The sequence below is a fragment of the Bacillus sp. SSR7 genome (genome assembly GCF_055902415.1).
In genome coordinates this window covers 20,515-47,326 of record NZ_JBVVXV010000017.1, presented here as the reverse complement: position 1 = coordinate 47,326, position 26,812 = coordinate 20,515, and the positions used below count along the sequence as shown (strand labels likewise).

Genomic DNA, 26,812 nt, shown 5'->3' with positions numbered 1-26,812 from the left:
TTTTTAATTTAAGAATCCTTCAGTAAATCCTTGAGCGAAATCTGAACAACCTGTTTTAATCGTATCCCAGCTTGGGGCGTTGAATGTAAGAAGACACGTTACTATTAAAGATAGAATAGGTAGTACTAGTCGCATAATAGACCTCCATATTATTTATATTTATATATTTTAATTTATAATATATAAATTGTTAATGTAAGTCAATGAAAGGAGTGATTTTTAAGGTGAGATGGAAAAGAGAAGACGTTATCTTTGAAACGATGAGAGAGGCTGAAGTGTGGGCGGATTCAATTGTGAATGAAATGGATGGAAGAGTATTTGATGGGTATGAAACGCTAGATTATAAAATAGCGTATGCTCTTTCTTTTTTCTTAGCCCAGGAGAGGGAGTTTACGGTTTGTACGGAAAAACATTTTGAAAAAGGTAGATTCATCTATCGAGTTTGGAGAGCGGAGAGGGAATGAAGTTTTAATTGCTTTTATTTTCGAAGTGTTAGTACAAATGAGCTCCATGTATAGACAATTATATTGAGAGGGACCTTGTTTTCTAGTATGATGAGAATAACGGGGAAAATACTAGGATGAAGAAGGTTTCAAGTCTATAACTTGGAGGAAAAGAATGAACAATCGTATTTTAGTAGTTGATGATGAGGAGTTTATCTTAACTTTAATCGAATTTAATTTACAACAAGCTGGTTTTGAAGTGATAACAGCGATGGATGGAGAAATGGCGCTTCAAAAAGCGACAACAGAACGTCCAGATTTAATTATATTAGATTTAATGCTTCCAAAAATGGATGGTATGGAAGTGTGTAAAGAATTACGATTGCAGCGCGTTATGACGCCGATTTTAATGTTAACAGCAAAAGATGATGAATTTGATAAGGTGCTAGGTCTTGAACTTGGGGCTGATGATTATATGACGAAGCCATTTAGTCCAAGGGAAGTTGTCGCGCGTGTGAAGGCAATTTTACGCCGTACGAAATTACAACAAGAAGAGCAAGTTACAGAATCGTCAGATGAAGAGAGCATCACGATTGCTGAACTTAAAATTTTACCAGAGTTTTATGAGGCTTATTTCCAAGGAAGAAAGCTTGAATTAACACCAAAAGAATTTGAACTACTTGTTTATCTTGCGAAAAATAAGAGCCGCGTGTTGACGCGTGATCAATTATTAAGTGCTGTATGGAATTATGATTTCGCTGGTGATACACGAATTGTTGACGTTCATATTAGCCATTTACGCGATAAAATTGAACAAAATACGAAAAAACCGACGTACATTAAAACGATACGTGGTTTAGGATATAAATTAGAGGAGCCAAAAGGGGATGAATAAATTTCGTTCCAGGCTTCTTTTTACATTTGTTTCTCTTATTGTATTTATTTTAGTTGGACTCGGTTTATTGCTGGAAACTGTTTTTGAAAACTATTATATAGATCATGCGAAAGAGAGAATGGTAAAAGAGACAGAGTATGTTGCGGTATTAGCAGAAGAACAAGGTTTTGATGATGTTTTAAAAAATCCATATGTATTTGAGAAGTTAGAAGAAAAAATACAGGCTTCTATTGCATTTGTAGATGAAAAAAAGAAGGTTCAATATAGCGGGGACGAACAATCTGCGTTTAGCCAAGGGATAGTGAAAGAACTTACTTCTGAAACAACGAAACAAAGAAATAAAGTCATTACGAAAGAAACAGATCAGAATAACGAATTTTATCATGCGGTGTTCGTGCAAGATGTAGCAGGGAAACAAGGATACATTTTGGTGAAAAGCACAATTGAGCCTTTGAAAGACGTTCATCAAAAAACGTGGGGATTATTAATTATTGGATTTGTCATTGCTTGTCTCGTAGTTGTATTTTTAGGTATGAAAATTACAGGGCAATATATTAGGCCAATTGAATCGGTTACGAAAGTTGCCATCGAATTAGCGAAGGGTAATTATAAAGCACGCGCTTATGAAAGTCATTCGGATGAAACGGGAATGTTAAGTAAAGCGATTAATATTTTAGCTCGTAATTTACAAGAGATGACACTTGAGCAAGAAATGCAGCAAGATCGTCTACATACGTTAATTGAAAATATGGGAAGCGGAATGATTTTAATTGATAGCCGAGGATATATAAACCTTGTAAACCGCTCTTATAAGGAAACTTTCCACGTCACAGATGAAGAATATTTAGATCGTTTATATTATGAGTCGTTTCATCATTCGGAAATTATAGAGCTGGTGGAAGAAATCTTTATGACAGAAGTGAAAGTGCGCAAACAAATGTTATTGCCTCTTGGGATTGAACGAAAGCATTTCGAGGTATATGGAGCACCGATTATCGGGACGAACCATGAATGGAAAGGGATTGTCCTTGTATTCCATGACATTACTGAACTGAAAAAGTTAGAACAAATGAGAAAAGACTTTTTAGCGAATGTTTCTCATGAACTAAAAACTCCGATTACTTCTATTAAAGGTTTTTCAGAAACACTTTTAGACGGTGCTATGGATAATAAAAAATTCTGCGAGCATTTCTTGCATATTATTTTAAAAGAAAGTGAACGTATGCAAGGATTAATTGAAGATTTATTAGATTTATCAAAGATTGAGCAACAAGGATTTAAATTGAGTATGGGGACCGTTGATATGAAGGGGCTTCTTGAAGATATTCATATGGTGCTTGATAATAAAGCGGGAGAAAAAGAAATCTCTTTACAAGTAAATACGCTAAAACGTGTCTCTGTCATTGGAGATCCAAGTCGTTTGCAGCAAATCTTTATTAATTTAATGAATAACGCAATTGTATATACACCGGCTGGAGGCGTTGTTTCTGTAGAATTAGCAGAAGATAAATATAATGCTTATATAAAAGTATCAGATACTGGAATTGGTATTAGTAAAGAGGAAATTCCACGTATTTTTGAACGCTTTTACCGAGTGGATAAAGCGAGAAGTAGAAATACTGGTGGTACAGGCCTTGGGTTATCGATTGTAAAGCATTTAGTTGAGGCGCATCATGGTACGATTACAGTGGATAGTGAAGTTGGGGAAGGGACAACATTTACAGTTGTTTTACCAAAATCAGCAACTGAAAAATAGGATGAAGAATGTTTACAATATATTAACAATGGCTTAATTAAATATTAATAAAGCTCTGTTAATATAATACATGAAAACCCCTTCATCCAAGGAGTAATTTTGGACGAGAATAGTTAAGCTGTTCTCGTCACTTCCCTTTATGCCAATATAAGTCTGTTTTATATATGAAAGAAAATAACCGTTATTTTTCTTCTCTCTATTAGTCATGTTAATATAGAGGGAGGAAAGAAACGGTTTTTTTCTGTGAAAAAAATCATTTCAAATTTGTATGGGGAGGTTTCTGATTTGGAAAAAAAGGTCGTATTAGTAGATGGTAATAATATCGCGTATCGTGCTTTCTTTGCACTACCGCTTTTAAATAACGACAAGGGTATACATACGAACGCAATTTACGGTTTTACAATGATGTTAATGAGAATATTAGAGGAAGAAAAACCGACGCATATGTTAGTAGCGTTTGATGCGGGGAAAACGACATTCCGTCATAAAACATATAGTGAGTATAAAGGAGGACGTCAAAAGACTCCACCTGAGTTATCAGAGCAATTCCCGTTTATTCGTGAGATGCTTGATGCATTCAACGTACCGCGTTATGAATTAGAAAATTATGAAGCGGATGATATTATGGGAACGCTAGCGAAAGAAGCGAGTGAACAAGGGGCTAGTGTAAAAGTTATTTCAGGAGATAAAGATTTACTTCAACTTGTTTCTGATAACACGCTTGTATGCATTCCTCGAAAAGGGATTACGGAAGTAGATGAATATACAAAAGAAGCTTTATTTGAGAAATACAGCTTATCACCAAAGCAAATTATCGATATGAAAGGTTTAATGGGAGACCAATCAGATAATATTCCAGGTGTACCAGGAGTTGGTGAAAAAACTGCGATTAAATTGTTAACGCAGTTTGGAACGGTTGAAGAAGTGTATGAAAATATAGATCAAGTAAGCGGGAAGAAATTAAAAGAAAAGCTGGAAGCAAATAAAGACCAAGCTCTTATGAGTAAAGATCTTGCAACCATTATTACAGACGCACCGATTACTGTGCATGTGGATGATATGGAGTATAAAGGGTATGAAGCAAGTGATGTCATTCCAATGTTCGAGAATTTAGGATTCACATCTCTTTTAAATAAATTAGGCGTTACGCCAGAAGAAACAGCTCCAGTTGAATTAGATGATATTACATTTGATATTGTGGAAGAAGTTACTGAAGAAATGCTTCAGCAAGATAGTGCGCTTATCGTTGAAGTACAAGAAGATAATTATCATAAAGCAGACATTCAAGGTTTCGGTATTCAAAATGAAAATGGATGTTACTTTATTCAGACAGACATTGCTCTTAAGTCAGATGCATTTAAAGAGTGGCTTGCAGATGGAGAAATGAGAAAGCATACATTTGATGCGAAGCGTGCGATCGTTGCACTGAAATGGAACGGTATAGATATGCAAGGGATTGACTTTGATCTATTAATTGCTGCTTACTTACTTGACCCGGCCGATACAGATAAAGATTTCCGTACTGTAGCGAAAATGAAAGAAACGCATGCTGTGAAATCTGATGAAGAAGTTTACGGAAAAGGTGCGAAGCGTGCTGTTCCAGAGCTAGAGATAGTAGCGGAGCATGTAGCTCGTAAAGTGCATGTATTATATGATGTGAAGCAAACATTCATTGAAGAGTTAGAAAAGAATGAGCAATATGAACTGTTTACAGAGTTAGAATTACCACTTGCACGTGTATTAGCTGATATGGAAGTAAAAGGTGTAAAAGTTGATACAGAGCGTCTTCGTAATATGGGAGAAGAACTTGCAGGTAGATTAAAGGAAATGGAACAGGAAATTTATAAGCTGGCGGGAACAGAATTTAATATTAATTCACCGAAGCAGCTTGGCGTTATTCTGTTTGAGAATTTAAACTTACCAGTTATTAAGAAGACGAAAACAGGTTATTCTACGTCAGCTGATGTACTAGATAAGCTGATGGATCACCATGAAATTATTCCAAACATTTTACATTACCGTCAATTAGGGAAACTAAATTCAACTTATATTGAAGGATTATTAAAAGTTGTACATGAAGATTCATCTAAAATCCATACTCGTTTCAATCAAGTATTAACGCAAACAGGTCGATTAAGTTCAACGGATCCGAACTTGCAAAATATCCCGATTCGATTAGAAGAAGGAAGAAAGATTCGTCAGGCATTCGTTCCATCAGAAGAAGGATGGATTATGTACGCGGCAGATTATTCACAAATTGAACTTCGTGTATTAGCTCATATTGCAAATGATAAAGGGCTAGTCGACGCGTTCCAACATGATATGGATATTCATACGAAAACAGCTATGGATGTATTTGGTGTTGAAAAAGATGAAGTAACTTCAAATATGAGACGACAAGCGAAAGCAGTTAACTTCGGAATTGTGTATGGTATTAGTGATTATGGTCTTTCACAAAACTTAGGAATTACAAGAAAAGCAGCAGCGGAATTTATTGAAAAGTATTTAGAAAGTTTCCCTGGTGTACAAGAATACATGGATGACATCGTAAAAGATGCGAAACAAAAAGGATATGTGGCTACATTATTAAATCGACGCCGTTACATTCCGGAAATTACGAGTCGTAATTTCAACTTGCGTAGCTTTGCTGAGCGTACAGCTATGAATACACCAATTCAAGGTACTGCAGCAGATATTATTAAAAAAGCGATGATTATTATGGCAGATCGTTTAGAAGAAGAAGGATTACAAGCGCGTCTTCTATTGCAAGTACACGATGAATTAATATTTGAAGCACCAAAAGAAGAAATTGAAAAATTAGAGAAGCTTGTACCAGAAGTAATGGAGCATGCAATTGAACTTGCAGTTCCGCTGAAAGTTGATTATTCTTACGGTCCAACTTGGTACGACGCAAAATAAGGAAGTGATGAAATGCCTGAATTACCAGAGGTTGAAAACGTCAGACGGACACTTGAAAATCTTGTAACAGGAAAAACAATTGAAGATGTCATTGTTACCTATCCCAAAATAGTAAAACGTCCAGATGATGCAGAAATCTTTAAAGAAGTGCTAAAAGGCGAGACGATTGAAAATATAAAGCGAAGAGGAAAGTTTTTGCTTTTATATGTAACGAATTATGTCATTGTTTCACATTTGCGTATGGAAGGAAAGTTTTTACTGCATCAAGAGGGTGAACCAATTGATAAGCATACGCACGTCCGTTTCTTGTTTACAGATGGAACTGAATTACATTATAAAGATGTGAGAAAGTTTGGTACGATGCATCTCTTTAAGAAAGGTGAAGAGTTGAATCAAATGCCTCTTGCTGACTTAGGTCCGGAGCCATTTGATGCTGAATTGACACCACAGTATTTACAAGAGAGATTGCAAAAGACAAATCGTAAAATAAAAGTTGTATTATTAGACCAGCGTCTTTTAGTAGGACTTGGAAATATATATGTAGATGAAGTTTTATTCCGTTCTCAAATTCATCCAGAACGAGAAGCGTCGTCTTTAACAGCAGAAGAAATTGAGCGAATTTATGAGGCGACTGTTACAACGTTAGGCGAAGCAGTGAAGCGTGGCGGAAGTACAATTCGAACGTATATCAACTCACAAGGGCAAATTGGCTCATTCCAAGAACTTCTAAATGTATATGGAAAAAAAGGAGAACCGTGTGTGACTTGCGGTACGATATTAGAAAAAACAGTTGTTGGCGGAAGAGGAACGCATTACTGCCCAATTTGTCAGCCAAGAATATAGAAAAGAGATAACATCGGATAGGCATTTGTCATATACATACAGCAGAGCTATGTATAAGGGAGGAGCTTACCGATGTACCTTTATTTATCTCTTATTTTATTAGCTTTTACATTAAGCTTAGATAGCTGTAGTGTAGGGCTAACCTATGGTTTAAGAAGCGTAAGAATTCCACTAAGATCAATTGTAATTATCGGAATGTGTTCAGCGGCTGTTATGCTTGTTTCAATGGGAATTGGACATATGATCGCGAAAGTATTTTCACCTGTTATCGCAACGCGTATCGGTGGGCTTGTTCTTATTGGAATAGGAATTTGGGTATTATACCAATTTTTTCGAAGTGAGAAAAAAGAAGAACCGAAGCAAGAGGAGAAGGTATGGAAGTTAGAGATTGCCTCGCTTGGGTTAGTCATTCAAATTTTACGGAAACCGACTGTAGCAGATTTCGATAAATCAGGCACCATTTCTGCAGGAGAAGCATTGCTTCTTGGTATCGCTCTTTCTGTAGATTCATTCGGTGCTGGAATAGGTGCATCTTTATTAGGGTATACACCCGCTATGATGGCGATATTAGTTGCAGTGATGAGTTCTTTATTTTTATTTATTGGAATGAAACTTGGAACGGTTTTATCAAATATGAAATGGCTGCAAAAATTTACATTCCTGCCTGGAGTATTACTCATTATTATTGGAATTTGGAAAATGTAAGTACGGGCGTGGAACATTAGTTTCGCGCCTTTTATTATGAGGAGGGTTATGATGACAGTAGTAATTGGATTAACGGGAGGTATTGCAAGCGGAAAAAGTACAGTATCTCAAATGTTTCGCGAGCTAAATATACCAGTTATTGATGCAGATATTATTGCGCGAGAAGTTGTAGAACGAGGAAAGCCAGCATATAACAAAATTGTAGAAGTATTTGGAACGGAAGTATTACAAGAAGATGGAAAACTGGATCGGCCGAAATTAGGAAGTGTCGTTTTCTATAATGAAGAGAAACGATTGCAGTTAAACAAAATTGTTCATCCTGCAGTGCGTGAGGAAATGAATAGGCAAAAGGAAATGTACATAAAAGAAGGTGCGCAAGCGGTTGTGTTAGATATTCCTCTCTTATTTGAAAGTAAATTAACAAGTCTCGTTGACCGCGTTTTAGTTGTAGCAGTTAAGCCGCATACGCAATTAGAACGTTTAATGAAGCGAAATAATTTTTCGGAAGAAGAAGCAACAGCTCGTATTCAATCTCAAATGCCGTTAGAAGAAAAAGTGAAAAATGCAGATGAAGTGATAAATAATGATGGCACAATTATGGGAACGAAAACACAATTACAGGTGATTTTAAAGAATTGGAACATTATTGATTAAAAAATTGTGAAATTAATGAAAATGCTTAGTGACATATCCCCTTTTTGTGTTATACTATTATTGGGATTGGAGATAAATAGTATAACGCATTCAAGGGGGATAACATATTATGACTCGTGTGGCAATTAATGGATTTGGACGTATTGGGAGAATGGTATTTCGTCAGGCAATAAAAGAAAGCGCATTCGAAATTGTAGCAATCAATGCAAGCTATCCATCTGAAACGTTAGCACATTTAATTAAATATGATACAGTTCACGGCAAGTTTGACGGAACAGTAGAAGCATTTGAAGATCACTTATTAGTTGATGGGAAAATGATTCGCCTTTTAAACAATCGCGATCCAAAGGAATTGCCTTGGACAGATTTAGGTGTTGAAGTTGTAATTGAAGCAACTGGTAAATTCAATTCAAAAGAAAAAGCAATTCTTCACGTTGAAGCTGGAGCGAAAAAAGTTATTTTAACGGCGCCTGGTAAAAATGAAGATGTAACAATTGTAGTAGGTGTGAACGAAGACCAATTAGATATTACAAAGCATACTGTTATTTCAAATGCATCTTGTACAACAAACTGTTTAGCACCTGTTGTGAAGGTGTTAGATGAGCAGTTTGGAATTGAAAACGGTTTAATGACGACAGTTCACGCTTATACAAATGACCAAAAAAATATTGATAACCCACATAAAGATTTAAGAAGAGCACGTGCTTGCGGACAATCAATTATTCCGACAACGACAGGTGCTGCGAAAGCGCTAGCAAAAGTTCTTCCACATTTAAATGGAAAACTTCATGGTATGGCACTTCGTGTACCAACACCAAACGTGTCTCTTGTTGACTTAGTAGTAGATGTAAAACGCGATGTAACAGTTGAAGCTATTAACGACGCATTCAAAACTGTTGCAAACGGTGCGTTAAAAGGCATTGTAGAATTCAGCGAAGAGCCTTTGGTATCTATTGACTTTAATACAAATACACACTCAGCTATTATTGATGGTTTATCTACAATGGTAATGGGTGATCGTAAAGTGAAAGTACTTGCTTGGTATGATAACGAGTGGGGCTACTCTCGTCGTGTTGTAGATCTTGTAACGTTAGTTGTGGATGAATTAGCGAAACAAGAAAATATGCAGCATATTTAATTGAATAAGGAGAGGGCAAGTGAATATTTGCCCTCTTTTTTTTATTTTTTTCTGAAAAGGAAAAAAATTATATAAGTATATTTTTAGAAGTGGACATACCACGAAACGTTGGGGTTACTGTATTCGTGAATCATTTATTTTTTTTAGGGAAAAGTAAAGAGGAAAATATGACAGAAAATCGAAAAAACTGTTGTTGCAAAATGAAAATAAACAAAGTATACTAACACTCGTAAACTTAAGAGCTGAGGTACGTAGTCACTACTTAAAGGGTTAGGACCTCTCTGGACTAACTTTCCCCCGTGGTAGTGGAGCAAGCCAAATTGCAAATTAGTTTTCAATTCGAACAGTTAGAATAAATTTACAAGGGGGAACTGTAGAATGGATACTATGGATACGATGGGTCGTCACGTGATCGCTGAACTTTGGGATTGCGATTTCGACAAGCTTAATGACATGCCGTATATTGAACAATTATTTGTGGATGCAGCACTAAGAGCTGGTGCTGAAGTGCGTGAGGTTGCTTTCCATAAATTTGCACCACAAGGTGTAAGTGGAGTAGTAATTATCTCGGAATCACATTTAACAATTCATAGCTTTCCGGAGCACGGTTACGCAAGTATTGATGTTTATACTTGTGGGGATCGTATTGATCCAAATGTTGCTGCAGAATATATTGCAGAAGGTTTAAACGCGAAAACGCGTGAGAGCATCGAGCTTCCTCGAGGCACTGGTAGCTTCGAAATTAAGCAGAGAGAAACAAAAGCTCTTTAAAAAAGAACATAATTGATTTAAAATGTAAAGAGGTGTATAATGCACCTCTTTTTTAGTTTATAAAAAAGGAAAAATATGATGTGCTCGTTAGTTGAATAAATGGAGCTCTTACGAATAAGTTAATGCTCTATCTACCATCTTATTTTTGGAACCGAGATGATAACATAATGTGTTTAAACTTAAAGTGGTAAGAGAGTTAGAATGAGTTATATAATAATGTATATATATTGTCAGATGAAGTAAGTAGAGAAAAATAAAGAATATAGTGTAAAGGAGTGAATATATTGCGTTGTCCATCCTGTTCTCATAATGGTACAAGAGTGTTAGATTCGCGTCCGGTAGACGAGGGGCGCTCTATTCGAAGAAGGAGAGAGTGTGAAAGCTGTTTAAGCCGCTTTACGACATTTGAAAGAGTGGAAGAGTCACCTCTTATCGTTGTAAAAAAAGAAGGAACAAGAGAAGAGTTTAATAAAGAAAAGATTTTACGTGGCTTAATTAAAGCGTGCGAAAAAAGACCAGTATCTTTAAGACAATTAGAAGAAGTAACTCAAAGTGTGGAACGTGAACTTCGTAATTTAGGTATATCAGAAGTGAAGAGTGATATGATTGGTGAAATTGTTATGGAAGAACTACGTGATATCGATGATGTTGCCTACGTGCGTTTTGCTTCTGTATATCGCCAATTTAAAGATTTAAATGTATTTATTGAAGAATTAAAAGATATACTGCAAAAAGAAAGAGAGTAGAATCTGCATTGTATTCTCTTTACATACCGTAAATAATGAGATAAGAGAGCTAGAAGCGAAAGCTAATAGCTCTTTTTCGCTAATAAATTATATAGTGAAGATTGGATGAGAGAAAGGAAAAGCAAGAATGGAAAAACAGTCATGGATGGAGCTATTGCCGATTGATCGTTATAAAGTAAGTGCGAAAGGGTTACTGCATAATTACGACCGAAAAGTGTTAACGATGTTATATCAGCCGTTAATAGGTAGTAGAGCTTTTAGCTTGTACATGACGCTATGGGGAGAGTTAGAGCAAGATCGTGTGTTTGGAAAAGAGAATACGCATCATTCCCTTATGGTGACCATGCAAATGCAACTTCCCGAAGTGTATGAGGAACGAGTAAAGTTAGAGGCAATTGGGCTTTTGAAAGTATATATTAAGAAAGAAAAAGATATTCGAATGTTTATATATGAGCTGCAACCACCTTTATCCCCGAAGCAGTTTTTTGATGATATTGTTTTAAGTATCTTTTTATACAATCGACTGAGTCGGACAAAATATAATCAAGTAAAACAATATTTCTTAGAAGAAGAATTTGATTTTGTATCGTATGAAAATGTTACACGTTCTTTTAATGATGTATTTGGTTCGTTTAATCCAGGACAGCTTGAGCATGCGCAAGAAGATCTTCGTATTCCAAAAGCGACAGCTATGCCAAGTAATGAAAAGGGAGATGCTCCAAAAGTTTGGAATGATTTCTTTGATTTCTCCTTATTTGTAGACGGCTTGTCCGCTCTTGTTCCTAAAAAGGCGATTACAGATCAAGTGCGAGAATGTGTCATTACACTTGCTTACGTGTATGATGTAGATGTGTTATCGATGCAAAATATCGTTCTTGGTGCGGTGACAGAGATGCAGACAATTGATATTGAAAGGCTTAGAAAAGGAGCACGTGATTGGTATCAGTTCGAAAACGGTCAAGCGTTACCTGTATTAAGTGAAAGAGTACAGCCTCACGCTGCACGTATGATGAAAGAAAAAGAGCCTACATCCCAAGAAGAGATGTTAATCAAACAGTTAGAGGAAATCTCACCAAAGCAACTATTGAAAGAAATCTCTGGCGGTGCAGAGGCAACGAAGGCTGACTTGCAAATTGTTGAAGATGTAATGATGAATCAAAAGTTAACACCAGGTGTTGTGAATGTACTTATTTATTACGTTATGCTACGCTCAGATATGAAACTTGCGAAAACGTATGTGGAGAAGATTGCTGGACATTGGGCACGTAAAAAGGTCGGTACAGTTGCTGAAGCGATGGCATTAGCGAAAGAAGAAAATCGTCAATATCAAGAATGGGCTGAGACGAAGAAGAAAGGTCGTACATCCAAGAAAACAGTACGAAAAGAAATGGTACCAGATTGGCTGAAAGAAGAGCCGAAAGAACAAGAGAAAGAAACTGTGAAAAAAGATGTAAGTGCTGAAAAAGGTGCAAGTACGTTAGAGGACGAACGAAAACGATTAGAAGAAGTGTTAAAAAAATATAAGCGTGATTAATAGAAGAGAATGAACGCTCTTTGAGGTGAGAAAATGGAGCATATTCAAAATTCATTTGCAAAGTTAATGGAAAATGAAAATTTTAAAAATAGATATGAAGTATTAAAGGCGGAAGTAATGGCACATCCGCGTGTGAAAGAATTTATAGACGAACATAAAGGGGAAGTAACAACGTCTATGATTGAGCGTAGTCTTGTGAAATTATACGAATATATTGGACAAAGTGTAGGTTGCGCGGATTGTCCGGATCTAGGTTCGTGTAAAAACATGCTGCAAGGATATGAGCCAAAGCTCGTTATCCAAGGGAAGATGATTGATATTCAATATGATCGTTGCGTTAGAAAAGTAGCATATGACGAGAGGAAGAAATATGAAAAGCTCGTTCAAAGTGTATATATGCCAACTGATATTTTACAAGCAACGATGGAAAACTTAGACCCTTCAGATTTAGATGCGCGTATTGATGCAATTGGTGCAGCTAATGAGTTTTTAAGTACATATGAACCTGGTAAAAAAGTACAAGGTTTATATTTGTACGGTAAATTTGGTGTAGGGAAAACGTATTTGTTAGGAGCAATTGCGAATGAGCTTGCTCGAAAGAAAATAAGTTCGATGCTTGTATACTTCCCTGAATTTCTACGTGAAATTAAAAGTTCGATTCAAGATAATTCAATTGGGGAAAAGATTGATGCAGTGAAACGCGTACAAGTTTTAATGTTAGATGATATTGGAGCAGAAGCGATGTCAAGCTTTGTGCGTGATGATGTACTCGGTGCAATTTTGCAATTCCGTATGTTAGAAAACTTACCGACGTTCTTTACGTCTAACTTTGATTTTAAACAGCTAGAACATCATTTAACATATACGCAGCGCGGTGAAGCGGAAGAAATGAAAGCAGCTCGTATTATGGAGCGAATTAAATATTTAGCGAAACCAATTCCAATTGGCGGGAAAAACCGTCGTCATAAGTAAAGAGTAAGCTGAGAAGCTTGCTCTTTTTTTCGTAGTTAAACGCTTTTTAAAGTAGTCGAATGATAAAATGAAAAGTTCTTATTGAAAATTCCTAGTAGCTTGTATCATTTTTTTCTCCCTCCCTTAATATATATAAAATTAGCAAGCCATATCGAGTGGATTTTCTAACGATAGGAAATGTAATTCTACTAAGAGTGAACTTTCACGCGGGACGGACTCTTATAGGATTTGTAACGTATAGATACAGTCCTTTAGAGCAGGGATAAAAGGGGGGACAAAAGTGATTGAAATTTGCTTCGAAGAAAAAAATGATGCTATGCATGTATATAGACAACTACTGAAAAGAGCGGAACTGTTATATAAGGAAACGAGTGTGTATTTACAGGAACAAAAAGTGGTGATTCACATACCAGTATGTGAATCAAATTATATTGAAAAGATTTTATTGCCAGTAATGGTATATTTCATTGTGAATGTGAAACAAAATGAGTGGATATATACAATCTTAAAAGAGAAGTTTTTTTATGAAGAAGAGGAAGAGTGTCATCAGATATTGCATATGGCACAAGAGATTTTAAAAGGAAGAAGAAAAGGAATTGCTCGTGAATTAACACGTCACACATTTGAATCATATATTAAATCCTCTTTAAATAACTGGCTTTGTGATCCACTTTCATTCTCGTTTTCATCATATGTTCGTTTTCGTCTTCGTACATATAGGGAAATGGTAGCTAAGCTTGCTGAAGTGGCGATTGATGAGTATAAGTTAGAACAAGAATATCAAATGTTTATTGAGACACTCCGGCAACAAGTTCGTAGCCGGAAATCACGTTTGTCATGTGTCCATCTTATTTTTGATGAAAGTTTTATTTTCTATGATGATAAAGGTAGACGTTTAAAACAAGAGAAATTGGTTCAATATATAGATGAAGACTTATTAAAACAAAAGGATGTATATATTGATACGAAAGTAATTGCACCACTTCTTTCTATTTCGCCGAAAAAAATTTATTTATATACGAAAGAACAAGATCATAATATGATTATTACTTTGCGAAATGTATTTCAAGAACGGGTACAATTACATGGATTACATGAGTTTGAGCGCAATGTGAAAAATTTAAAAAATAAAGGTAACGCCCTTGATTTTCTAAGTTTTTGAGCATATAATTACCTACATAAATGAAATATATTGAAATGTCATGATGAGGACATGAGTAGTTTTCTACGATTTTCAGAGAGGGAAGCCTTAGGGTGTGAGCTTCCTAGTACGGGATTATTACTTACCACCTCTAAACTTTAGCAGTGAACGGTTTTTCTAGTAATTGCTAACGGACAACACCGTTATGTTGAACTTGAGCAATTAACAATTATGTTAATTGGAACAAGGGTGGAACCACGAATTCAACACTCGTCCCTTTTTACGGGATGAGTGTTTTTTATTTTGAGAAAAAGAGGAGTGACCAGTGATGGCAGATGTAGTTAAAATTACTTTCCCTGATGGAGCTGTGAAGGAGTTTCCAAAAGGCGTAACAACTGAAGAAATCGCAGCTTCTATTAGCCCAGGCTTAAAGAAAAAAGCTGTGGCTGGAAAATTAAATGATGAGATGATCGATCTTGTTACACCAATCGAAGAAGATGGTGCAGTTTCTATCATTACATTAGATTCTGAAGATGGCTTATATATTTTACGCCACTCAACAGCTCACCTTTTAGCACAAGCGTTAAAACGTTTATATAAAGATGTTAAAGTTGAGCTTGGTATTGGTCCAGTAATTGAAAATGGCTTCTACTACGATATTGATATGGAAGAAGCAATTACAGTTGAAGACTTCAAGAAAATCGAAAAAGAAATGCAAAAAATTGTGAACGAGAACTTAGAAATCGTTCGTCATGAAGTGCCACGTGCAGAAGCAATTCGTCGCTTTGAAGAAATCGGCGATGAGTTAAAATTAGATTTAATTAACGATCTTCCAGAAGATGCAGTTATTTCAATCTATGAGCAAGGCGAATTCTTCGACCTTTGCCGTGGTGTTCACCTTCCATCTACAGGGAAAATTAAAGTATTTAAATTATTAAGCGTTGCGGGTGCTTACTGGCGCGGCGATAGCAATAATAAAATGCTACAACGTATTTACGGTACTGCATTTGTTAAGAAAGCAGAATTAGATGAGCACTTACGTATGCTTGAAGAAGCGAAAGAGCGCGATCACCGTAAATTAGGTAAAGAATTAAAACTATTTACTAATAGCCAAAAAGTAGGACAAGGTTTACCACTTTGGTTACCAAAGGGTGCAACAATCCGCCGTATTATCGAGCGTTACATCGTTGATAAAGAAGCAAGCTTAGGCTATGATCACGTATACACTCCAGTACTAGGAAGCAGAGAGCTTTATGAAACTTCTGGTCACTGGAACCACTACCGTGATGGTATGTTCCCATCAATGGAAATGGATAATGAAGAGTTAGTTCTTCGTCCAATGAACTGCCCTCACCACATGATGGTTTATAAAAACGATATTCACAGCTACCGTGAATTACCAATCCGTATTGCGGAACTTGGAACAATGCACCGCTATGAAATGTCAGGTGCGTTATCTGGATTACAGCGTGTACGCGGAATGACTTTAAACGATGCGCACATTTTCGTACGCCCAGATCAAATTAAAGAAGAGTTAAAACGTGTTGTAAACCTAACTCTAGAAGTGTACAAAGATTTCGGTTTAGAGAACTACTCATTCCGTCTATCTTATCGCGACCCAGCAGATACTAAAAAGTACTATGCTGATGATGAGATGTGGGAAAAAGCACAAGGTATGTTAAAAGAAGCTATGGATGAAATGGGTCTTGATTACTACGAAGCTGAAGGTGAAGCGGCATTCTACGGTCCGAAACTTGACGTTCAAGTTCGTACTGCTCTTGGAAAAGACGAAACACTTTCAACTGTACAATTAGACTTCTTACTTCCAGAACGCTTTGAACTATCTTACGTTGGTGAAGACGGTAAACAACATCGTCCAGTTGTAATTCACCGTGGTGTTGTATCTACTATGGAACGTTTCGTAGCCTTCTTAATTGAAGAATACAAAGGTGCATTCCCAACTTGGTTAGCTCCAGTTCAAGTACAAGTAATTCCAGTTTCTCCGCAAGTACATTTAGACTATGCGAAGAAAGTACAAGATGAATTACGCCGTGCTGGTATCCGTGTTGAATTAGATACTCGTGAAGAGAAAATTGGTTACAAAATCCGTGAAGCACAAATGCAAAAAATTCCGTACATGCTTGTAGTAGGTGACAATGAAGTAACTGAAAACGGCGTAAACGTACGTAAATACGGTGAACAAAAATCAGAAACAATCGCATTAGATGCTTTTGTTGATATGATTAAAGTAGAAGGAAAACGATAAGAAAAAGCCGCGGTATACCGCGGCTTTTCTATGTAATATGAGTAAGGGAAATTAGAAAAAAAAACCATGTAACACTTATCGTAAAAAAGTATTGCAAGTATGTTAGTTGTTTGTTACAATATTTCTTGTTGTTAGTAAAACACATCGCGTCTTCTTGACAGACGTCATGTCCTATGATAAACTCATCAAGGATAATAGAATATTGTTTTGTGGAACAAGTAGAAGCACCCGCTTCTCACCTGATGGACGCATTCGCAGTTTACAGGTAAATGTATTTCTTACTTAAGATTTTACAAGTGTGGGTGTCGTATGCCCGCACTTTTTTTGTCGGGTTCTATGACTACAAACTATGTTCTGAGAAAACCTTGGAGGTGGCTTACTATTAGCAAGGATATGATGATTAACGAGCAAATTCGTGCACGTGAAGTACGTTTAGTTGGCGCAAATGGCGATCAACTTGGAATCAAGTCTCGTAATGACGCTTTAGACTTAGCTGCAAATCTTAATCTTGATTTAGTATTAGTTGCTCCAAATGCGAAACCGCCAGTATGCCGCATTATGGACTACGGTAAATTCCGCTTTGAGCAACAGAAGAAAGAAAAAGAACAGCGCAAAAATCAAAAAGTAATTAGCATGAAAGAAGTTCGTTTAAGTCCAACAATTGATGAACACGACTTTAACACAAAACTTCGTAATGCTATCAAGTTTTTAGAGAAAGGCGACAAGGTTAAAGCGTCAATTCGCTTTAAAGGACGTGCCATTACTCATAAAGAAATCGGTCAACGTGTTTTAGATCGCTTCTCAGAAGCTTGTGCTGAAGTTAGTACAATCGAATCTAAGCCTAAAATGGAAGGACGCAGTATGTTCTTAGTTTTAGCACCGAAAAACGATAAGTAATAGATAGAGGAGGAAATACCTATGCCTAAACAAAAAACTCATCGCGGCGCTGCAAAGCGTTTCAAAAAGACTGGATCAGGTAAACTGAAACGTTCTCACGCTTACACAAGCCATTTATTCGCTAACAAATCTACAAAAGCTAAACGTAAACTACGTAAAGCTGGTGTAGTAAGCGCTGGTGACTTCAAACGCATTCGTCAAATGCTTGACAACTTAAAATAAGTTCGGCTGATATATAGAACAATTAGGAGGTAATATTATGCCAAGAGTAAAAGGTGGTACAGTTACTCGTCAACGTCGTAAAAAAGTAATTAAATTAGCAAAAGGTTACTACGGTTCAAAAAATACATTATTCAAGGTTGCTAACCAACAGGTTATGAAATCTCTAATGTATGCATTCCGTGACCGCCGTCAAAAGAAACGTGACTTCCGTAAATTATGGATTACACGTATCAATGCAGCAGCTCGTATGAATGGTCTTTCTTACAGCCGCTTAATGCACGGTCTTAAAAATGCTGGCATCGAAGTTAACCGCAAGATGCTTGCTGACTTAGCTGTTCATGACGAAAAAGCTTTCGCTGAATTAGCAACAGTTGCAAAAAACAACATTAACTAATTAATTAGTTGAAACCTTAGAAGAATTTTCTTCTAAGGTTTTTTGTTTGTATACAAAGAGCGCGATGTCGTTATCGATATGACAAAACCCATATAAAAGCTATAGCAATATAGAAGAATATACATATGAAGTCAGGAGAATCCTTCTGGCTTTTTTTTATTATGCCCCTTTGGAAAGAAGAGTATCTTTCCTAGGTGAAACGACACTGCTATAATGGAAAGATGATATGGAACTTTCATCAGATAAAATAACATTTTCATTAGTGGACAATACACAGATAATGAATATCTATCACCAATCGGAGTGAACAATCTAATCGTGATGATTGAAACGTATTTGTAAATTAAGGACAAGCTATTTTGTAAAGAGGTAAATGGCTTACTTATTAATAAGAAACGAAAAATAATAATGAACTTTGAAATGAAACAACATTGTTGCGTAAAATGCGATGTTGGAGGAGGACAATAGAGTGGACTTACTACAACTATTTAAATTACAAAAAGAATTAGATGACCGTATTGCGAAAGAACATGACTTACAACCGAAAAAGTTGTTAAAAGAAAAAATGTTAGCTCTTCTTGTAGAAATTGGAGAACTTGCAAATGAAACACGTTGTTTTAAATATTGGAGCAACAAACCAGCATCAGAACGTGAAGTAATATTAGAAGAATACGTCGATGGTTTGCATTTTATTTTATCAATCGGAATTGATTTAGGTATTGATAAAAACTTCCTATTCTATAAGTGTGCACAGACGAATAAAACACAAGTAGAAATTTTCTTAGACACATATGCGAAGGTAATTCGTTTTACAGATCAACCATCTATTACGAACTATATTGAATTATTTACAAGCTACCTTCGACTTGGACAAGCACTTGAGTTTGAACAAGAAGAGATTGAAAAGGCATATTTAGATAAAAATGAAGTAAATCATCAGCGTCAAACACAAGGATACTAAGTTAATTTTTGAATATTTCAATTTCCTTTTGTATAATGAAGTGACTGAAGAAAAAGGAGGGTGTTGGCAATGACAAAATTAGACGAGACATTGACAATGCTAAAAGAATTAACAGATGCACGTGGTATTGCGGGTAACGAGCGTGAACCACGTGAAGTAATGAAGAAATATATTGAGCCGTTTGCGGACGAACTTTCTACTGATAATTTAGGAAGTTTAGTTGCGAAAAAAGTAGGGGAAGAAAACGGCCCGAAAATTATGGTTGCAGGTCATTTAGATGAAGTTGGCTTTATGATTACGCAAATTGATGACAAAGGTTTCCTTCGTTTCCAAACAGTTGGTGGTTGGTGGTCACAAGTTATGCTTGCACAGCGCGTAACAATTGTAACGCGTAAAGGAGATGTAACAGGTGTTATCGGTTCAAAACCACCTCATATCTTACCTCCAGAAGCGCGTAAAAAGCCAGTTGACATTAAAGACATGTTCATTGATATTGGTGCTTCTAGCCAAGAAGAAGCAATGGAGTGGGGCGTACGACCAGGAGATCAAGTTGTACCTTATTTTGAATTCCAAGTGATGAAGAATGAAAAAATGTTACTTGCGAAAGCATGGGATAATCGAATTGGTTGTGCAATTGCAATTGACGTGTTAAAACAATTAAAAGATGAAAAGCATCCAAACGTTGTATATGGCGTCGGGACTGTACAAGAAGAAGTCGGTCTTCGTGGTGCAAAAACATCTGCAAACTATATTAAACCAGATATCGCGTTCGCAGTCGATGTTGGTATCGCTGGTGACACACCTGGTGTAACGTCAAAAGAAGCGCAAAGTAAAATGGGTGATGGACCACAGATTATTTTATATGATGCTTCTGTTATTGGTCATACAGGTTTACGTGACTTTGTAGTTGATGTTGCTGACGAATTGGAAATTCCATACCAATATGATTCAGTAGCGGGCGGCGGAACGGATGCAGGTGCAATTCATATTGCTGTAAATGGTATTCCGTCTATGGCCATTACGATTGCAACGCGTTACATTCATTCTCATGCGGCAATGTTACACCGTGATGACTATGAAAATGCAGTGAAGTTAATTGTAGAAGTTATTAAACGTCTTGATAAAGAGGCAGTACATAACATTACATTTAATTAATAGAAAAAGCGAAGGAGCCTCTCCTTCGCTTTTTTATGTTTTAAAAAGGCCGTTCTAATCCAGCTGCAGTATGAGCCCCTAAAATGATTAAACGAGTTAATTGCATAGCCATAAAATGTGGGGTATATATCATTCCTTTTTTTAGCCATGACATAATCATTCCAAGGTGAGCGCCAGTAACGTAACTAATAAGGATATCACGTGGAACCATTAGTTTTTCATCGTTAGGTTGTGAAATAGAGAGGCTTAATGTTAAATGTGTTTGAATTGCTTTCATCATTTTATACGTATAATTTCCGGCAGCTTTATCACCAAGCATAACGTTATAGAAGTTCGCATTTTCTGCAATATGTTCGAACAATGCCAAAAAACTTGGATGTGGTGAATCAAATGTAAGTTGAAAATCTTCTTTATTTCTATTTTTCGGTTTAATGACTTCTGTTAACTTCTCTAACATTTCTTCAATGCTTTTGTCTAATAAGTCATATTTATCGTGATAATGGCTATAAAACGTAGCACGATTTACAGGAGCACGTTCTGCAATATGTTGAACAGTTACATTTTCAAACCCTTTTTCGCCTACTAAAGCGACAAAAGCATCCTGTATGAGTTGTCTCGTCCGTTTTACACGTGGATCATTTGTATTTTTAATAGACATTTTTACTTCCCCTCGTTTAATTTTCTATACTTAAACAACATATTGGTATTATATTGTTGTTTAAACGACATTTCATATGTAAATTGTCGGTTGTAGATTTAAAATAATTATTTATAATTATAAACGATAGTCCTTCAGAAATCAGCACCGCTCGCAGGTAGATAAATTTCGATTTACGCTGCAGATGGTGTGATTTTTTTGTTAAAAGGTTAATATAATTAACAATTAAACAATCTAAACAATAAGGACATAAATAGTTTAGAAAAAAATTATATGCGATATAAGGAGAGGAATGCAATGAATCAGTTTCGAAGAATGGTAATTATCAACATTATCACATTAATTGTACTAGTTGGTGGCGGTATTGGCGGTTACTACTATTACAACCAAACGGAAAATTACTTAAAAACAGACAATGCAAAAATTGATGGAAAGGTAATTCCGATCGCTTCACCAGTAGCAGGTAAATTAACGGACTGGAAAGCTGAAGTAGGTAAGAACTACAATGAGAACGACAAATTAGGTGCTGTTACTGTAGCGGCAGCAAATGGGGAACAAACAGTGGATGTAACAATTCCGCAAAATGCAACAGTTGTACAATCAAACGCAACGACAAATGCTTTCGTTGGAGCGGGTAGCCCAATTGCTTATGCATTTGATATGAACAATTTATGGGTAACAGCAAATATTGAAGAAACAGTAATTGATGATGTTCAAAAAGGTCAAACAGTAGATGTGTATGTAGATGCATACCCAGATACAACATTAACAGGTAAAGTAGAACAAGTTGGCTTAACAACAGCGAACACATTCTCAATGTTACCATCAAGTAACGCAACGGCGAACTATACGAAAGTAAAGCAAGTTGTACCAGTTAAAATTTCTTTAGATCATAGTAAATCAGTAAATATTGTTCCTGGAATGAATGTGTCAGTTCGTATTCATAAGTAAGGGGGAGATGAGATGTCCTCAATTGCAATTGTAGGATATGCACTATTTTGTATAATCGTCTTCTTCCTTGTAAATCGTCTTTTACGAAAGAAAAAAACGAACGTGGGAGAAGAACAAGTCCCAGCCGTAAGTAAAATAGAAGTAAGTAAGGTAGAAACAGAAGAGAAAGAAAATGAACAAAAGCAAGAAGTAGAAATTTCTAATGTAGTTGAGTTAGAAACAAGCAAGCAAGAAGAAGTAAAACAAGAAAAAGAAATGCCGAAAAAACAAACGTCTATGCCTATAGAGAATGTAAATGTAAAAGCAGTTGTAACAGTATTAATTCTCGGTATGTTCGTTTCTATTTTAAACCAAACAATTATTAACGTTGCATTGCCACCGTTAATGAATGAATTTAACGTATCAACTTCAACAGCACAATGGTTAATTACAGGATTCATGCTTGTAAATGGTATTTTAGTACCGATTAGTGCCTTTTTAGTTTCACGATTTACGTATCGTAAATTATTCGTAGCAGCAATGTTATTCTTTACTGTAGGATCTATCATTTGTGCTACATCAGGAAACTTTACAATGATGATGACAGGTCGTATTATTCAAGCGGTCGGTGCAGGTATTTTAATGCCGGTTGGTATGAATATCTTCATGACATTATTCCCGCCTCATAAGCGCGGAGCAGCGATGGGATTACTAGGTGTAGCGATGATTTTAGCTCCAGCTATCGGACCAACTGTAACAGGTTGGGTAATTGAAAACTACAGCTGGAACTTAATGTTCTATGCGATGTTTATTATCGGTTTAATTATTACCTTCCTATCTTTAAAATTCTTTACACTAGCTCAGCCAGTATCTAAAACGAAATTAGATGTATTTGGTGTGGTTAGTTCAAGTATTGGACTAGGAAGCTTATTGTACGGATTTAGTGAAGCTGGAAATAATAGTTGGACTAGTGCCGAAGTTGTTATTTCACTTATTATCGGTGTAATTGGTTTAGCATTATTTATTTGGAGAGAGTTAACAACAGACAATAAAATGCTTGATTTACAAGTATTTAAATATCCAGTATTTACTTTTACTTTAGTAATTAATGCAATCGTTACGATGGCATTATTCGGAGGTATGTTATTGCTTCCAGTATATCTGCAAAACATTCGTGGCTTCACGCCAATTGAATCAGGTTTATTATTACTTCCAGGTTCATTAATTATGGGAATCATGGGACCTATTGCAGGTAAACTATTTGATAAATATGGAATTCGTCCGTTAGCGATTGTTGGATTAGCTATTACAACGTTTGCCACATATGAATTTACAAAGTTATCAATGGATACGCCATATAGCGTTATTATGACGGACTATATTATACGTTCAATTGGTATGTCATTCATTATGATGCCAATTATGACAGCTGGTATGAATGCACTGCCGATGAAATTAATTTCTCACGGTACAGCAACGCAAAATACATCAAGACAAGTAGCTGGTTCAATCGGAACAGCGATTTTAATCACACTTATGACGCAACAAACAACTGCTCACGTGGCAGATTACGGCAACATGTTAACAACTTCAAATCCAATTTTAGTTGATAAAGTACATGGCATGGGGCAAAGCTTAGCGGCCTTAGCTGGATCAGCGCAAGCAGGAGATGCGATGAGTACACAGCTATTATATGGACAAATTTTAAAGCTATCTGCAATTAACGGTATTAACGATGCCTTCTTAATTGCAACGATACTCGCAGGGATTGCTTGGGTGTTATCATTCTTCTTACCATCAGGCAATAAACCAAATAGAAAAGCAGGGAATTAATTTCCCTGCTTTTTATTTTGGATATTATTAATAAATAAATGAGAAATAACGATCCGAATTATTGAAAAATGTTAAAGAAAGAGGAATTTGAAGTTGTTATAAAAGAGTAAAAAGAGAAATCGTGATGATATCTCTCTTTAACTTAAAAGTGCTACTATATTATTTATAATATGAAATAGTATGGTTGGAATGATGGAATTTGTTTTCCTGTATAAAAAAGCCATCATTAGCCCTGCGAAGAACGCACTCACCATTATCCCGAGTGAGTATGTATGGGCGGCTCCGAAAAATAAACTTGTCAAAATTGCAGCAATCCAGAATGGGAACCGTTCTGAGAAGAAGCGAAGCATAAAACCTCTGAAAATGAGTTCTTCAAAAATGGGTGTAAGTATTGCGGACCCAATAAGTAACAATATTTGATATTGGCTTAAAATATGTAAGTTTAACGCAGACGATTGTTCTTTTGATGCATCTGGAAATATGTGTTGTAATACGAATAAATTGAAAAGGATACTTAATGAAAAGATAATGAACAAGTATGCGTATGTACGACATTTTTTTAATACACTAAAGTCAAATGATGGTAATAATAATCTTTTGGCAGGCTCGTATTTAAATATAAAAAACAATAGAATAATCAGTTGTAGTGCAGTACCTGTCGTATCTATAATAGATTCGTATAAGGCGATTTGTGTTTTATCTGCAAATATACTTTTATACATTATTAGTGGGAGTATAAGGAATGCAGTTATAAAACCAGTGCCCCAAAATGCAAATAGAGTAGAGGGGATAAATTGTCCCCATGCCATGGATTGTTTTTGTTCGTGCGGAAGTTGTGTAGTAGGTTGCATATGTTTAAACCACCCCTTTATATTTGTATATTTAACTATAAAGTATTTTATTTTCGGATGTAATATTTAAATATTACATATAAAGGTGTATTTTCCATAAAATAATAAAAGAGGTATCACCCTGTAGTGATGCCTCTTTCTCATTGATAACTATGTTCTGTCTTGTTATTCAATTTTGCTTGCTCTATTTGCAATTCACGCTCTACCAATCGATCTAATTGCTGAATTGCTTTAAGTGCTTTTTCATAAGAAATTGTTCGATAATGATGCGCTCCGCCTGGTTCTTCATCTGCTTCGTCTGCCCATTTAATAATATTTTGAAGAGACGTTCGTTCAATTTCTTGCTGTACTAAGAAAGAATCTGTATGAAGAAGAATTGCGATAGAAATTTCTTTTGCTAGTTTAGGGTGCTCTCCTAATCTAATAAGCAATTTATGAGCTCTTTCTGCTCCTTTAATTGCGTGTATATCATTCTTTTTATATAAATCATAGTCCCATTCGCCGCCTGTGTACCACGTATGATGTCCGATATCATGAAGGAAGCCAGCTTTTGTGGCAGCATCGACTGAGGCGTGATGCTTTTTGGCTAGGTGAAACGCATGGTAAGCGACAGCAATCGCGTGGACCATTCCAGAACGATTTACGTATTTTTGTGTAATATGGTGTTTAAAAACTTGTTCAAGCGTAATACGGTGCATAAAACATTCACTCCTTTTATCCCGCTTTAACGGGCAGTAAGATTCCTAGTTCAAAATTCAGCGAATACGAGGAAGTTAGGTGAGGAATCAACTGCCCGTAAAAGCCCGATTGGTTCAACTAATAATTAGTGGGGATGAACACCCCTCCCCACTAATTAAAGTTTCACTTTATCTTATGGTGTATATGAAGAAAAATCGATCGGTTTAAATGTATTTTGAACATTGTACTCCATCATAGTTCGTTAGTAAAGTAGAAATGTTTAGGAGAAGAAAAATTTTTTCGCAAAAAAATCACCTTAGCTTATGCAAAGGTGATTTTCAAATTGCTTATTTTTTTAATCCTTGTTCTAGTGTTTCTAACATTTCGTGCTTTTCATTTTCATCGGCGTTTTTCCAAATGACTTCAAATAAAACACCAAGACCTGGAAGCATTTTTTCTTCACCGCTTTGAATTGCATCGACAATTGTTTCTTGTAATTGATCTTGTGTATTACCAGATACATTTGCTAATACAGCACCGCGTAAATTAAAACTCATTGTTTTCACCTCTTCTTCAGAATTGAAACTGACGTTAGTTTTTGTTCTTTTTTATGTAAATATGTATGAAAAATAGGCTATAATGATAAGACAAGAAGAGAGGGAAATACATATTATGAAAAACATTGATTCAGTACAAAATCCGCGTGTGAAGCAGTGGAAAAAGCTGCAGACGAAGAAAGAGCGCGATAAAAAAGGTTTATTTTTTGTAGAAGGATTCCATTTAGTGGAGGAAGCTTTAAAAGCAGGAGTTGTAACAGAACTTATCGTTTCAGATCAGACAGACCTTCCGAAAGATTGGACAGTTAATGATGTAGAAATGTATATCGTACCGGAAGCAATCGTAAAAGTACTTCGTGAAACAGAAACGACGCAAGGTGTATTTGCTGTTTGTGAGAAACACGAGAGTGAAGTAGCTCTTACTGATGGGAAGTTTCTTTTATTAGATGGTCTGCAAGACCCAGGTAACTTAGGGACGATTATTCGTACAGCCGATGCAGCTGGTATTCATGCCGTTGTGCTTGGAGAAGGTTGTGTTGATGTTTATAATAGTAAAGTACTCCGCTCTACACAAGGCTCTATTTTCCACTTACCAATTGTAAAAGGGAACTTAGAAGAATGGGTAGACAAGCTAAAAGAAAATAACGTTCCTGTATATGGAACAGCTCTTGAAAATGGAGTTCCGTATGGGGAAGTAACACCAGCTGGTAGTTTTGCATTAATTGTAGGAAATGAAGGAAACGGCGTACGCCAAGAAATTCTTGCAAAAACGGATCAAAACTTGTATATTCCGATTTACGGCGGGGCAGAATCATTAAATGTTGCAGTTGCAGCAGGGATTTTAACGTATTATTTGCAAAGCCCGGTTGCGAACAAATAAAAAACTTCTTATA

The 26,812-nt window shown here is 36.1% G+C and carries 27 protein-coding genes and 2 other annotated features; of the genes, 22 read left to right on the top strand and 5 right to left on the bottom strand.

The window, feature by feature from the left end:
* Positions 1-3 precede the first annotated feature (3 nt).
* On the bottom strand, positions 4-135 hold the full coding sequence (locus AC0NJG_RS23505; protein ID WP_087954128.1) for a hypothetical protein: 132 nt from the start codon (positions 133-135) through the stop codon (positions 4-6).
* Positions 136-224: 89 nt separating this feature from the next.
* On the opposite strand from AC0NJG_RS23505, the gene AC0NJG_RS23500 reads away from it, so the two are divergent.
* The 19 genes from AC0NJG_RS23500 to AC0NJG_RS23410 all read left to right on the top strand — a co-directional run bounded on the left by AC0NJG_RS23500 (position 225) and on the right by AC0NJG_RS23410 (position 20,412).
* On the top strand, positions 225-464 hold the full coding sequence (locus AC0NJG_RS23500) for a hypothetical protein (protein WP_474063525.1): 240 nt from the start codon (positions 225-227) through the stop codon (positions 462-464).
* A 154-nt stretch (positions 465-618) separates the two neighbouring features.
* Positions 619-1,338, top strand: coding sequence for a two-component system response regulator PhoP (phoP, locus tag AC0NJG_RS23495; RefSeq protein ID WP_001065225.1), 720 nt, complete (start codon positions 619-621; stop codon positions 1,336-1,338).
* On the top strand, positions 1,331-3,094 hold the full coding sequence (phoR, locus tag AC0NJG_RS23490) for a sensory box histidine kinase PhoR (RefSeq protein WP_308902024.1): 1,764 nt from the start codon (positions 1,331-1,333) through the stop codon (positions 3,092-3,094). Before phoP ends, phoR begins: the two co-directional genes overlap by 8 nt.
* A gap of 285 nt (positions 3,095-3,379) precedes the next feature.
* Positions 3,380-6,013, top strand: a complete 2,634-nt coding sequence (gene polA / locus AC0NJG_RS23485; RefSeq protein ID WP_140421148.1) for a DNA polymerase I — start codon at positions 3,380-3,382, stop codon at positions 6,011-6,013.
* 12 nt (positions 6,014-6,025) lie between these two features.
* Positions 6,026-6,856, top strand: coding sequence for a DNA-formamidopyrimidine glycosylase (gene mutM, locus AC0NJG_RS23480; protein ID WP_087954132.1), 831 nt, complete (start codon positions 6,026-6,028; stop codon positions 6,854-6,856).
* A gap of 72 nt (positions 6,857-6,928) precedes the next feature.
* Positions 6,929-7,561, top strand: coding sequence for a sporulation membrane protein YtaF (gene ytaF / locus AC0NJG_RS23475; protein WP_000281752.1), 633 nt, complete (start codon positions 6,929-6,931; stop codon positions 7,559-7,561).
* Between the two features lie 51 nt (positions 7,562-7,612).
* Positions 7,613-8,215, top strand: coding sequence for a dephospho-CoA kinase (gene coaE / locus AC0NJG_RS23470; protein WP_087954133.1), 603 nt, complete (start codon positions 7,613-7,615; stop codon positions 8,213-8,215).
* A gap of 109 nt (positions 8,216-8,324) precedes the next feature.
* Positions 8,325-9,353, top strand: a complete 1,029-nt coding sequence (locus AC0NJG_RS23465) for a glyceraldehyde-3-phosphate dehydrogenase (protein ID WP_087954134.1) — start codon at positions 8,325-8,327, stop codon at positions 9,351-9,353.
* A gap of 387 nt (positions 9,354-9,740) precedes the next feature.
* The gene (gene speD / locus AC0NJG_RS23460) at positions 9,741-10,124 is read left to right on the top strand and encodes an adenosylmethionine decarboxylase (RefSeq protein ID WP_002003660.1); all 384 of its coding nucleotides are present in this window, start codon (positions 9,741-9,743) and stop codon (positions 10,122-10,124) included.
* Positions 10,125-10,408: 284 nt separating this feature from the next.
* Positions 10,409-10,870 carry a transcriptional regulator NrdR gene (nrdR, locus tag AC0NJG_RS23455; protein WP_001203687.1) on the top strand — a complete coding sequence of 154 codons (462 nt, stop codon included), beginning with the start codon at positions 10,409-10,411 and terminating at the stop codon, positions 10,868-10,870.
* Positions 10,871-10,997: 127 nt separating this feature from the next.
* On the top strand, positions 10,998-12,404 hold the full coding sequence (locus AC0NJG_RS23450; protein ID WP_087954135.1) for a replication initiation and membrane attachment family protein: 1,407 nt from the start codon (positions 10,998-11,000) through the stop codon (positions 12,402-12,404).
* A 33-nt stretch (positions 12,405-12,437) separates the two neighbouring features.
* Positions 12,438-13,376 (top strand): primosomal protein DnaI, encoded by a 939-nt coding sequence (gene dnaI, locus AC0NJG_RS23445; protein WP_000400101.1) that lies wholly within the window; start codon positions 12,438-12,440, stop codon positions 13,374-13,376.
* A 280-nt stretch (positions 13,377-13,656) separates the two neighbouring features.
* A complete protein-coding gene (gene ytxC / locus AC0NJG_RS23440) occupies positions 13,657-14,538 on the top strand; it encodes a putative sporulation protein YtxC (protein ID WP_000569618.1) in 882 nt (293 codons plus the stop codon).
* A 31-nt stretch (positions 14,539-14,569) separates the two neighbouring features.
* Positions 14,570-14,798: a binding site (T-box leader), on the top strand.
* Between the two features lie 47 nt (positions 14,799-14,845).
* A complete protein-coding gene (thrS, locus tag AC0NJG_RS23435; RefSeq protein WP_000786083.1) occupies positions 14,846-16,783 on the top strand; it encodes a threonine--tRNA ligase in 1,938 nt (645 codons plus the stop codon).
* Positions 16,784-16,993: 210 nt separating this feature from the next.
* Positions 16,994-17,114: a sequence feature (ribosomal protein L20 leader region), on the top strand.
* Between the two features lie 62 nt (positions 17,115-17,176).
* On the top strand, positions 17,177-17,680 hold the full coding sequence (gene infC / locus AC0NJG_RS23430) for a translation initiation factor IF-3 (protein ID WP_000973214.1): 504 nt from the start codon (positions 17,177-17,179) through the stop codon (positions 17,678-17,680).
* Positions 17,681-17,701: 21 nt separating this feature from the next.
* Positions 17,702-17,902 carry a 50S ribosomal protein L35 gene (rpmI, locus tag AC0NJG_RS23425; RefSeq protein ID WP_001125945.1) on the top strand — a complete coding sequence of 67 codons (201 nt, stop codon included), beginning with the start codon at positions 17,702-17,704 and terminating at the stop codon, positions 17,900-17,902.
* Positions 17,903-17,939: 37 nt separating this feature from the next.
* Positions 17,940-18,296: a 50S ribosomal protein L20 gene (gene rplT, locus AC0NJG_RS23420; protein ID WP_001138362.1), complete on the top strand. Its 357-nt coding sequence runs from the start codon at positions 17,940-17,942 to the stop codon at positions 18,294-18,296.
* A 469-nt stretch (positions 18,297-18,765) separates the two neighbouring features.
* Positions 18,766-19,257 carry a dUTP diphosphatase gene (locus tag AC0NJG_RS23415; RefSeq protein ID WP_000365050.1) on the top strand — a complete coding sequence of 164 codons (492 nt, stop codon included), beginning with the start codon at positions 18,766-18,768 and terminating at the stop codon, positions 19,255-19,257.
* 69 nt (positions 19,258-19,326) lie between these two features.
* Positions 19,327-20,412, top strand: coding sequence for a M42 family metallopeptidase (locus AC0NJG_RS23410; RefSeq protein WP_087954136.1), 1,086 nt, complete (start codon positions 19,327-19,329; stop codon positions 20,410-20,412).
* Between the two features lie 40 nt (positions 20,413-20,452).
* Here the strand turns inward: AC0NJG_RS23410 and AC0NJG_RS23405 are convergent, their stop codons facing one another.
* Positions 20,453-21,070 carry a TetR/AcrR family transcriptional regulator gene (locus tag AC0NJG_RS23405; protein ID WP_087954137.1) on the bottom strand — a complete coding sequence of 206 codons (618 nt, stop codon included), beginning with the start codon at positions 21,068-21,070 and terminating at the stop codon, positions 20,453-20,455.
* 297 nt (positions 21,071-21,367) lie between these two features.
* Here AC0NJG_RS23405 and AC0NJG_RS23400 point away from each other — a divergent pair, with 297 nt between their 5' ends.
* Positions 21,368-22,021 carry an HlyD family secretion protein gene (locus AC0NJG_RS23400; protein WP_016086016.1) on the top strand — a complete coding sequence of 218 codons (654 nt, stop codon included), beginning with the start codon at positions 21,368-21,370 and terminating at the stop codon, positions 22,019-22,021.
* Between the two features lie 12 nt (positions 22,022-22,033).
* Positions 22,034-23,833 carry a DHA2 family efflux MFS transporter permease subunit gene (locus tag AC0NJG_RS23395; RefSeq protein WP_474063524.1) on the top strand — a complete coding sequence of 600 codons (1,800 nt, stop codon included), beginning with the start codon at positions 22,034-22,036 and terminating at the stop codon, positions 23,831-23,833.
* 137 nt (positions 23,834-23,970) lie between these two features.
* Here AC0NJG_RS23395 and AC0NJG_RS23390 read toward each other — a convergent pair whose 3' ends face one another.
* The 3 genes from AC0NJG_RS23390 to sspI all read right to left on the bottom strand — a co-directional run bounded on the left by AC0NJG_RS23390 (position 23,971) and on the right by sspI (position 25,919).
* A complete protein-coding gene (locus AC0NJG_RS23390) occupies positions 23,971-24,684 on the bottom strand; it encodes a CPBP family intramembrane glutamic endopeptidase (RefSeq protein ID WP_087954139.1) in 714 nt (237 codons plus the stop codon).
* A 140-nt stretch (positions 24,685-24,824) separates the two neighbouring features.
* Positions 24,825-25,382: an HD domain-containing protein gene (locus AC0NJG_RS23385; RefSeq protein WP_087954140.1), complete on the bottom strand. Its 558-nt coding sequence runs from the start codon at positions 25,380-25,382 to the stop codon at positions 24,825-24,827.
* 327 nt (positions 25,383-25,709) lie between these two features.
* Positions 25,710-25,919 (bottom strand): small acid-soluble spore protein SspI, encoded by a 210-nt coding sequence (sspI, locus tag AC0NJG_RS23380; protein ID WP_000009513.1) that lies wholly within the window; start codon positions 25,917-25,919, stop codon positions 25,710-25,712.
* Positions 25,920-26,001: 82 nt separating this feature from the next.
* Between sspI and AC0NJG_RS23375 the strand changes: the two genes are divergently transcribed.
* Positions 26,002-26,799: a TrmH family RNA methyltransferase gene (locus AC0NJG_RS23375; protein WP_003305540.1), complete on the top strand. Its 798-nt coding sequence runs from the start codon at positions 26,002-26,004 to the stop codon at positions 26,797-26,799.
* Positions 26,800-26,812 lie beyond the last annotated feature (13 nt).

Coding starts and splice junctions, on each gene's coding strand:
- AC0NJG_RS23505 (WP_087954128.1), bottom strand. CDS start 135: ATGCGACTAGTACTACCTATTCTATCTTTAATAGTAACGTGTCTTCTT.
- phoP (WP_001065225.1), top strand. CDS start 619: ATGAACAATCGTATTTTAGTAGTTGATGATGAGGAGTTTATCTTAACT.
- phoR (WP_308902024.1), top strand. CDS start 1,331: ATGAATAAATTTCGTTCCAGGCTTCTTTTTACATTTGTTTCTCTTATT.
- mutM (WP_087954132.1), top strand. CDS start 6,026: ATGCCTGAATTACCAGAGGTTGAAAACGTCAGACGGACACTTGAAAAT.
- ytaF (WP_000281752.1), top strand. CDS start 6,929: ATGTACCTTTATTTATCTCTTATTTTATTAGCTTTTACATTAAGCTTA.
- coaE (WP_087954133.1), top strand. CDS start 7,613: ATGACAGTAGTAATTGGATTAACGGGAGGTATTGCAAGCGGAAAAAGT.
- AC0NJG_RS23465 (WP_087954134.1), top strand. CDS start 8,325: ATGACTCGTGTGGCAATTAATGGATTTGGACGTATTGGGAGAATGGTA.
- speD (WP_002003660.1), top strand. CDS start 9,741: ATGGATACGATGGGTCGTCACGTGATCGCTGAACTTTGGGATTGCGAT.
- AC0NJG_RS23450 (WP_087954135.1), top strand. CDS start 10,998: ATGGAAAAACAGTCATGGATGGAGCTATTGCCGATTGATCGTTATAAA.
- dnaI (WP_000400101.1), top strand. CDS start 12,438: ATGGAGCATATTCAAAATTCATTTGCAAAGTTAATGGAAAATGAAAAT.
- thrS (WP_000786083.1), top strand. CDS start 14,846: ATGGCAGATGTAGTTAAAATTACTTTCCCTGATGGAGCTGTGAAGGAG.
- infC (WP_000973214.1), top strand. CDS start 17,177: ATGATGATTAACGAGCAAATTCGTGCACGTGAAGTACGTTTAGTTGGC.
- rpmI (WP_001125945.1), top strand. CDS start 17,702: ATGCCTAAACAAAAAACTCATCGCGGCGCTGCAAAGCGTTTCAAAAAG.
- rplT (WP_001138362.1), top strand. CDS start 17,940: ATGCCAAGAGTAAAAGGTGGTACAGTTACTCGTCAACGTCGTAAAAAA.
- AC0NJG_RS23410 (WP_087954136.1), top strand. CDS start 19,327: ATGACAAAATTAGACGAGACATTGACAATGCTAAAAGAATTAACAGAT.
- AC0NJG_RS23405 (WP_087954137.1), bottom strand. CDS start 21,070: ATGTCTATTAAAAATACAAATGATCCACGTGTAAAACGGACGAGACAA.
- AC0NJG_RS23400 (WP_016086016.1), top strand. CDS start 21,368: ATGAATCAGTTTCGAAGAATGGTAATTATCAACATTATCACATTAATT.
- AC0NJG_RS23395 (WP_474063524.1), top strand. CDS start 22,034: ATGTCCTCAATTGCAATTGTAGGATATGCACTATTTTGTATAATCGTC.
- AC0NJG_RS23390 (WP_087954139.1), bottom strand. CDS start 24,684: ATGCAACCTACTACACAACTTCCGCACGAACAAAAACAATCCATGGCA.
- AC0NJG_RS23385 (WP_087954140.1), bottom strand. CDS start 25,382: ATGCACCGTATTACGCTTGAACAAGTTTTTAAACACCATATTACACAA.
- sspI (WP_000009513.1), bottom strand. CDS start 25,919: ATGAGTTTTAATTTACGCGGTGCTGTATTAGCAAATGTATCTGGTAAT.
- AC0NJG_RS23375 (WP_003305540.1), top strand. CDS start 26,002: ATGATAAGACAAGAAGAGAGGGAAATACATATTATGAAAAACATTGAT.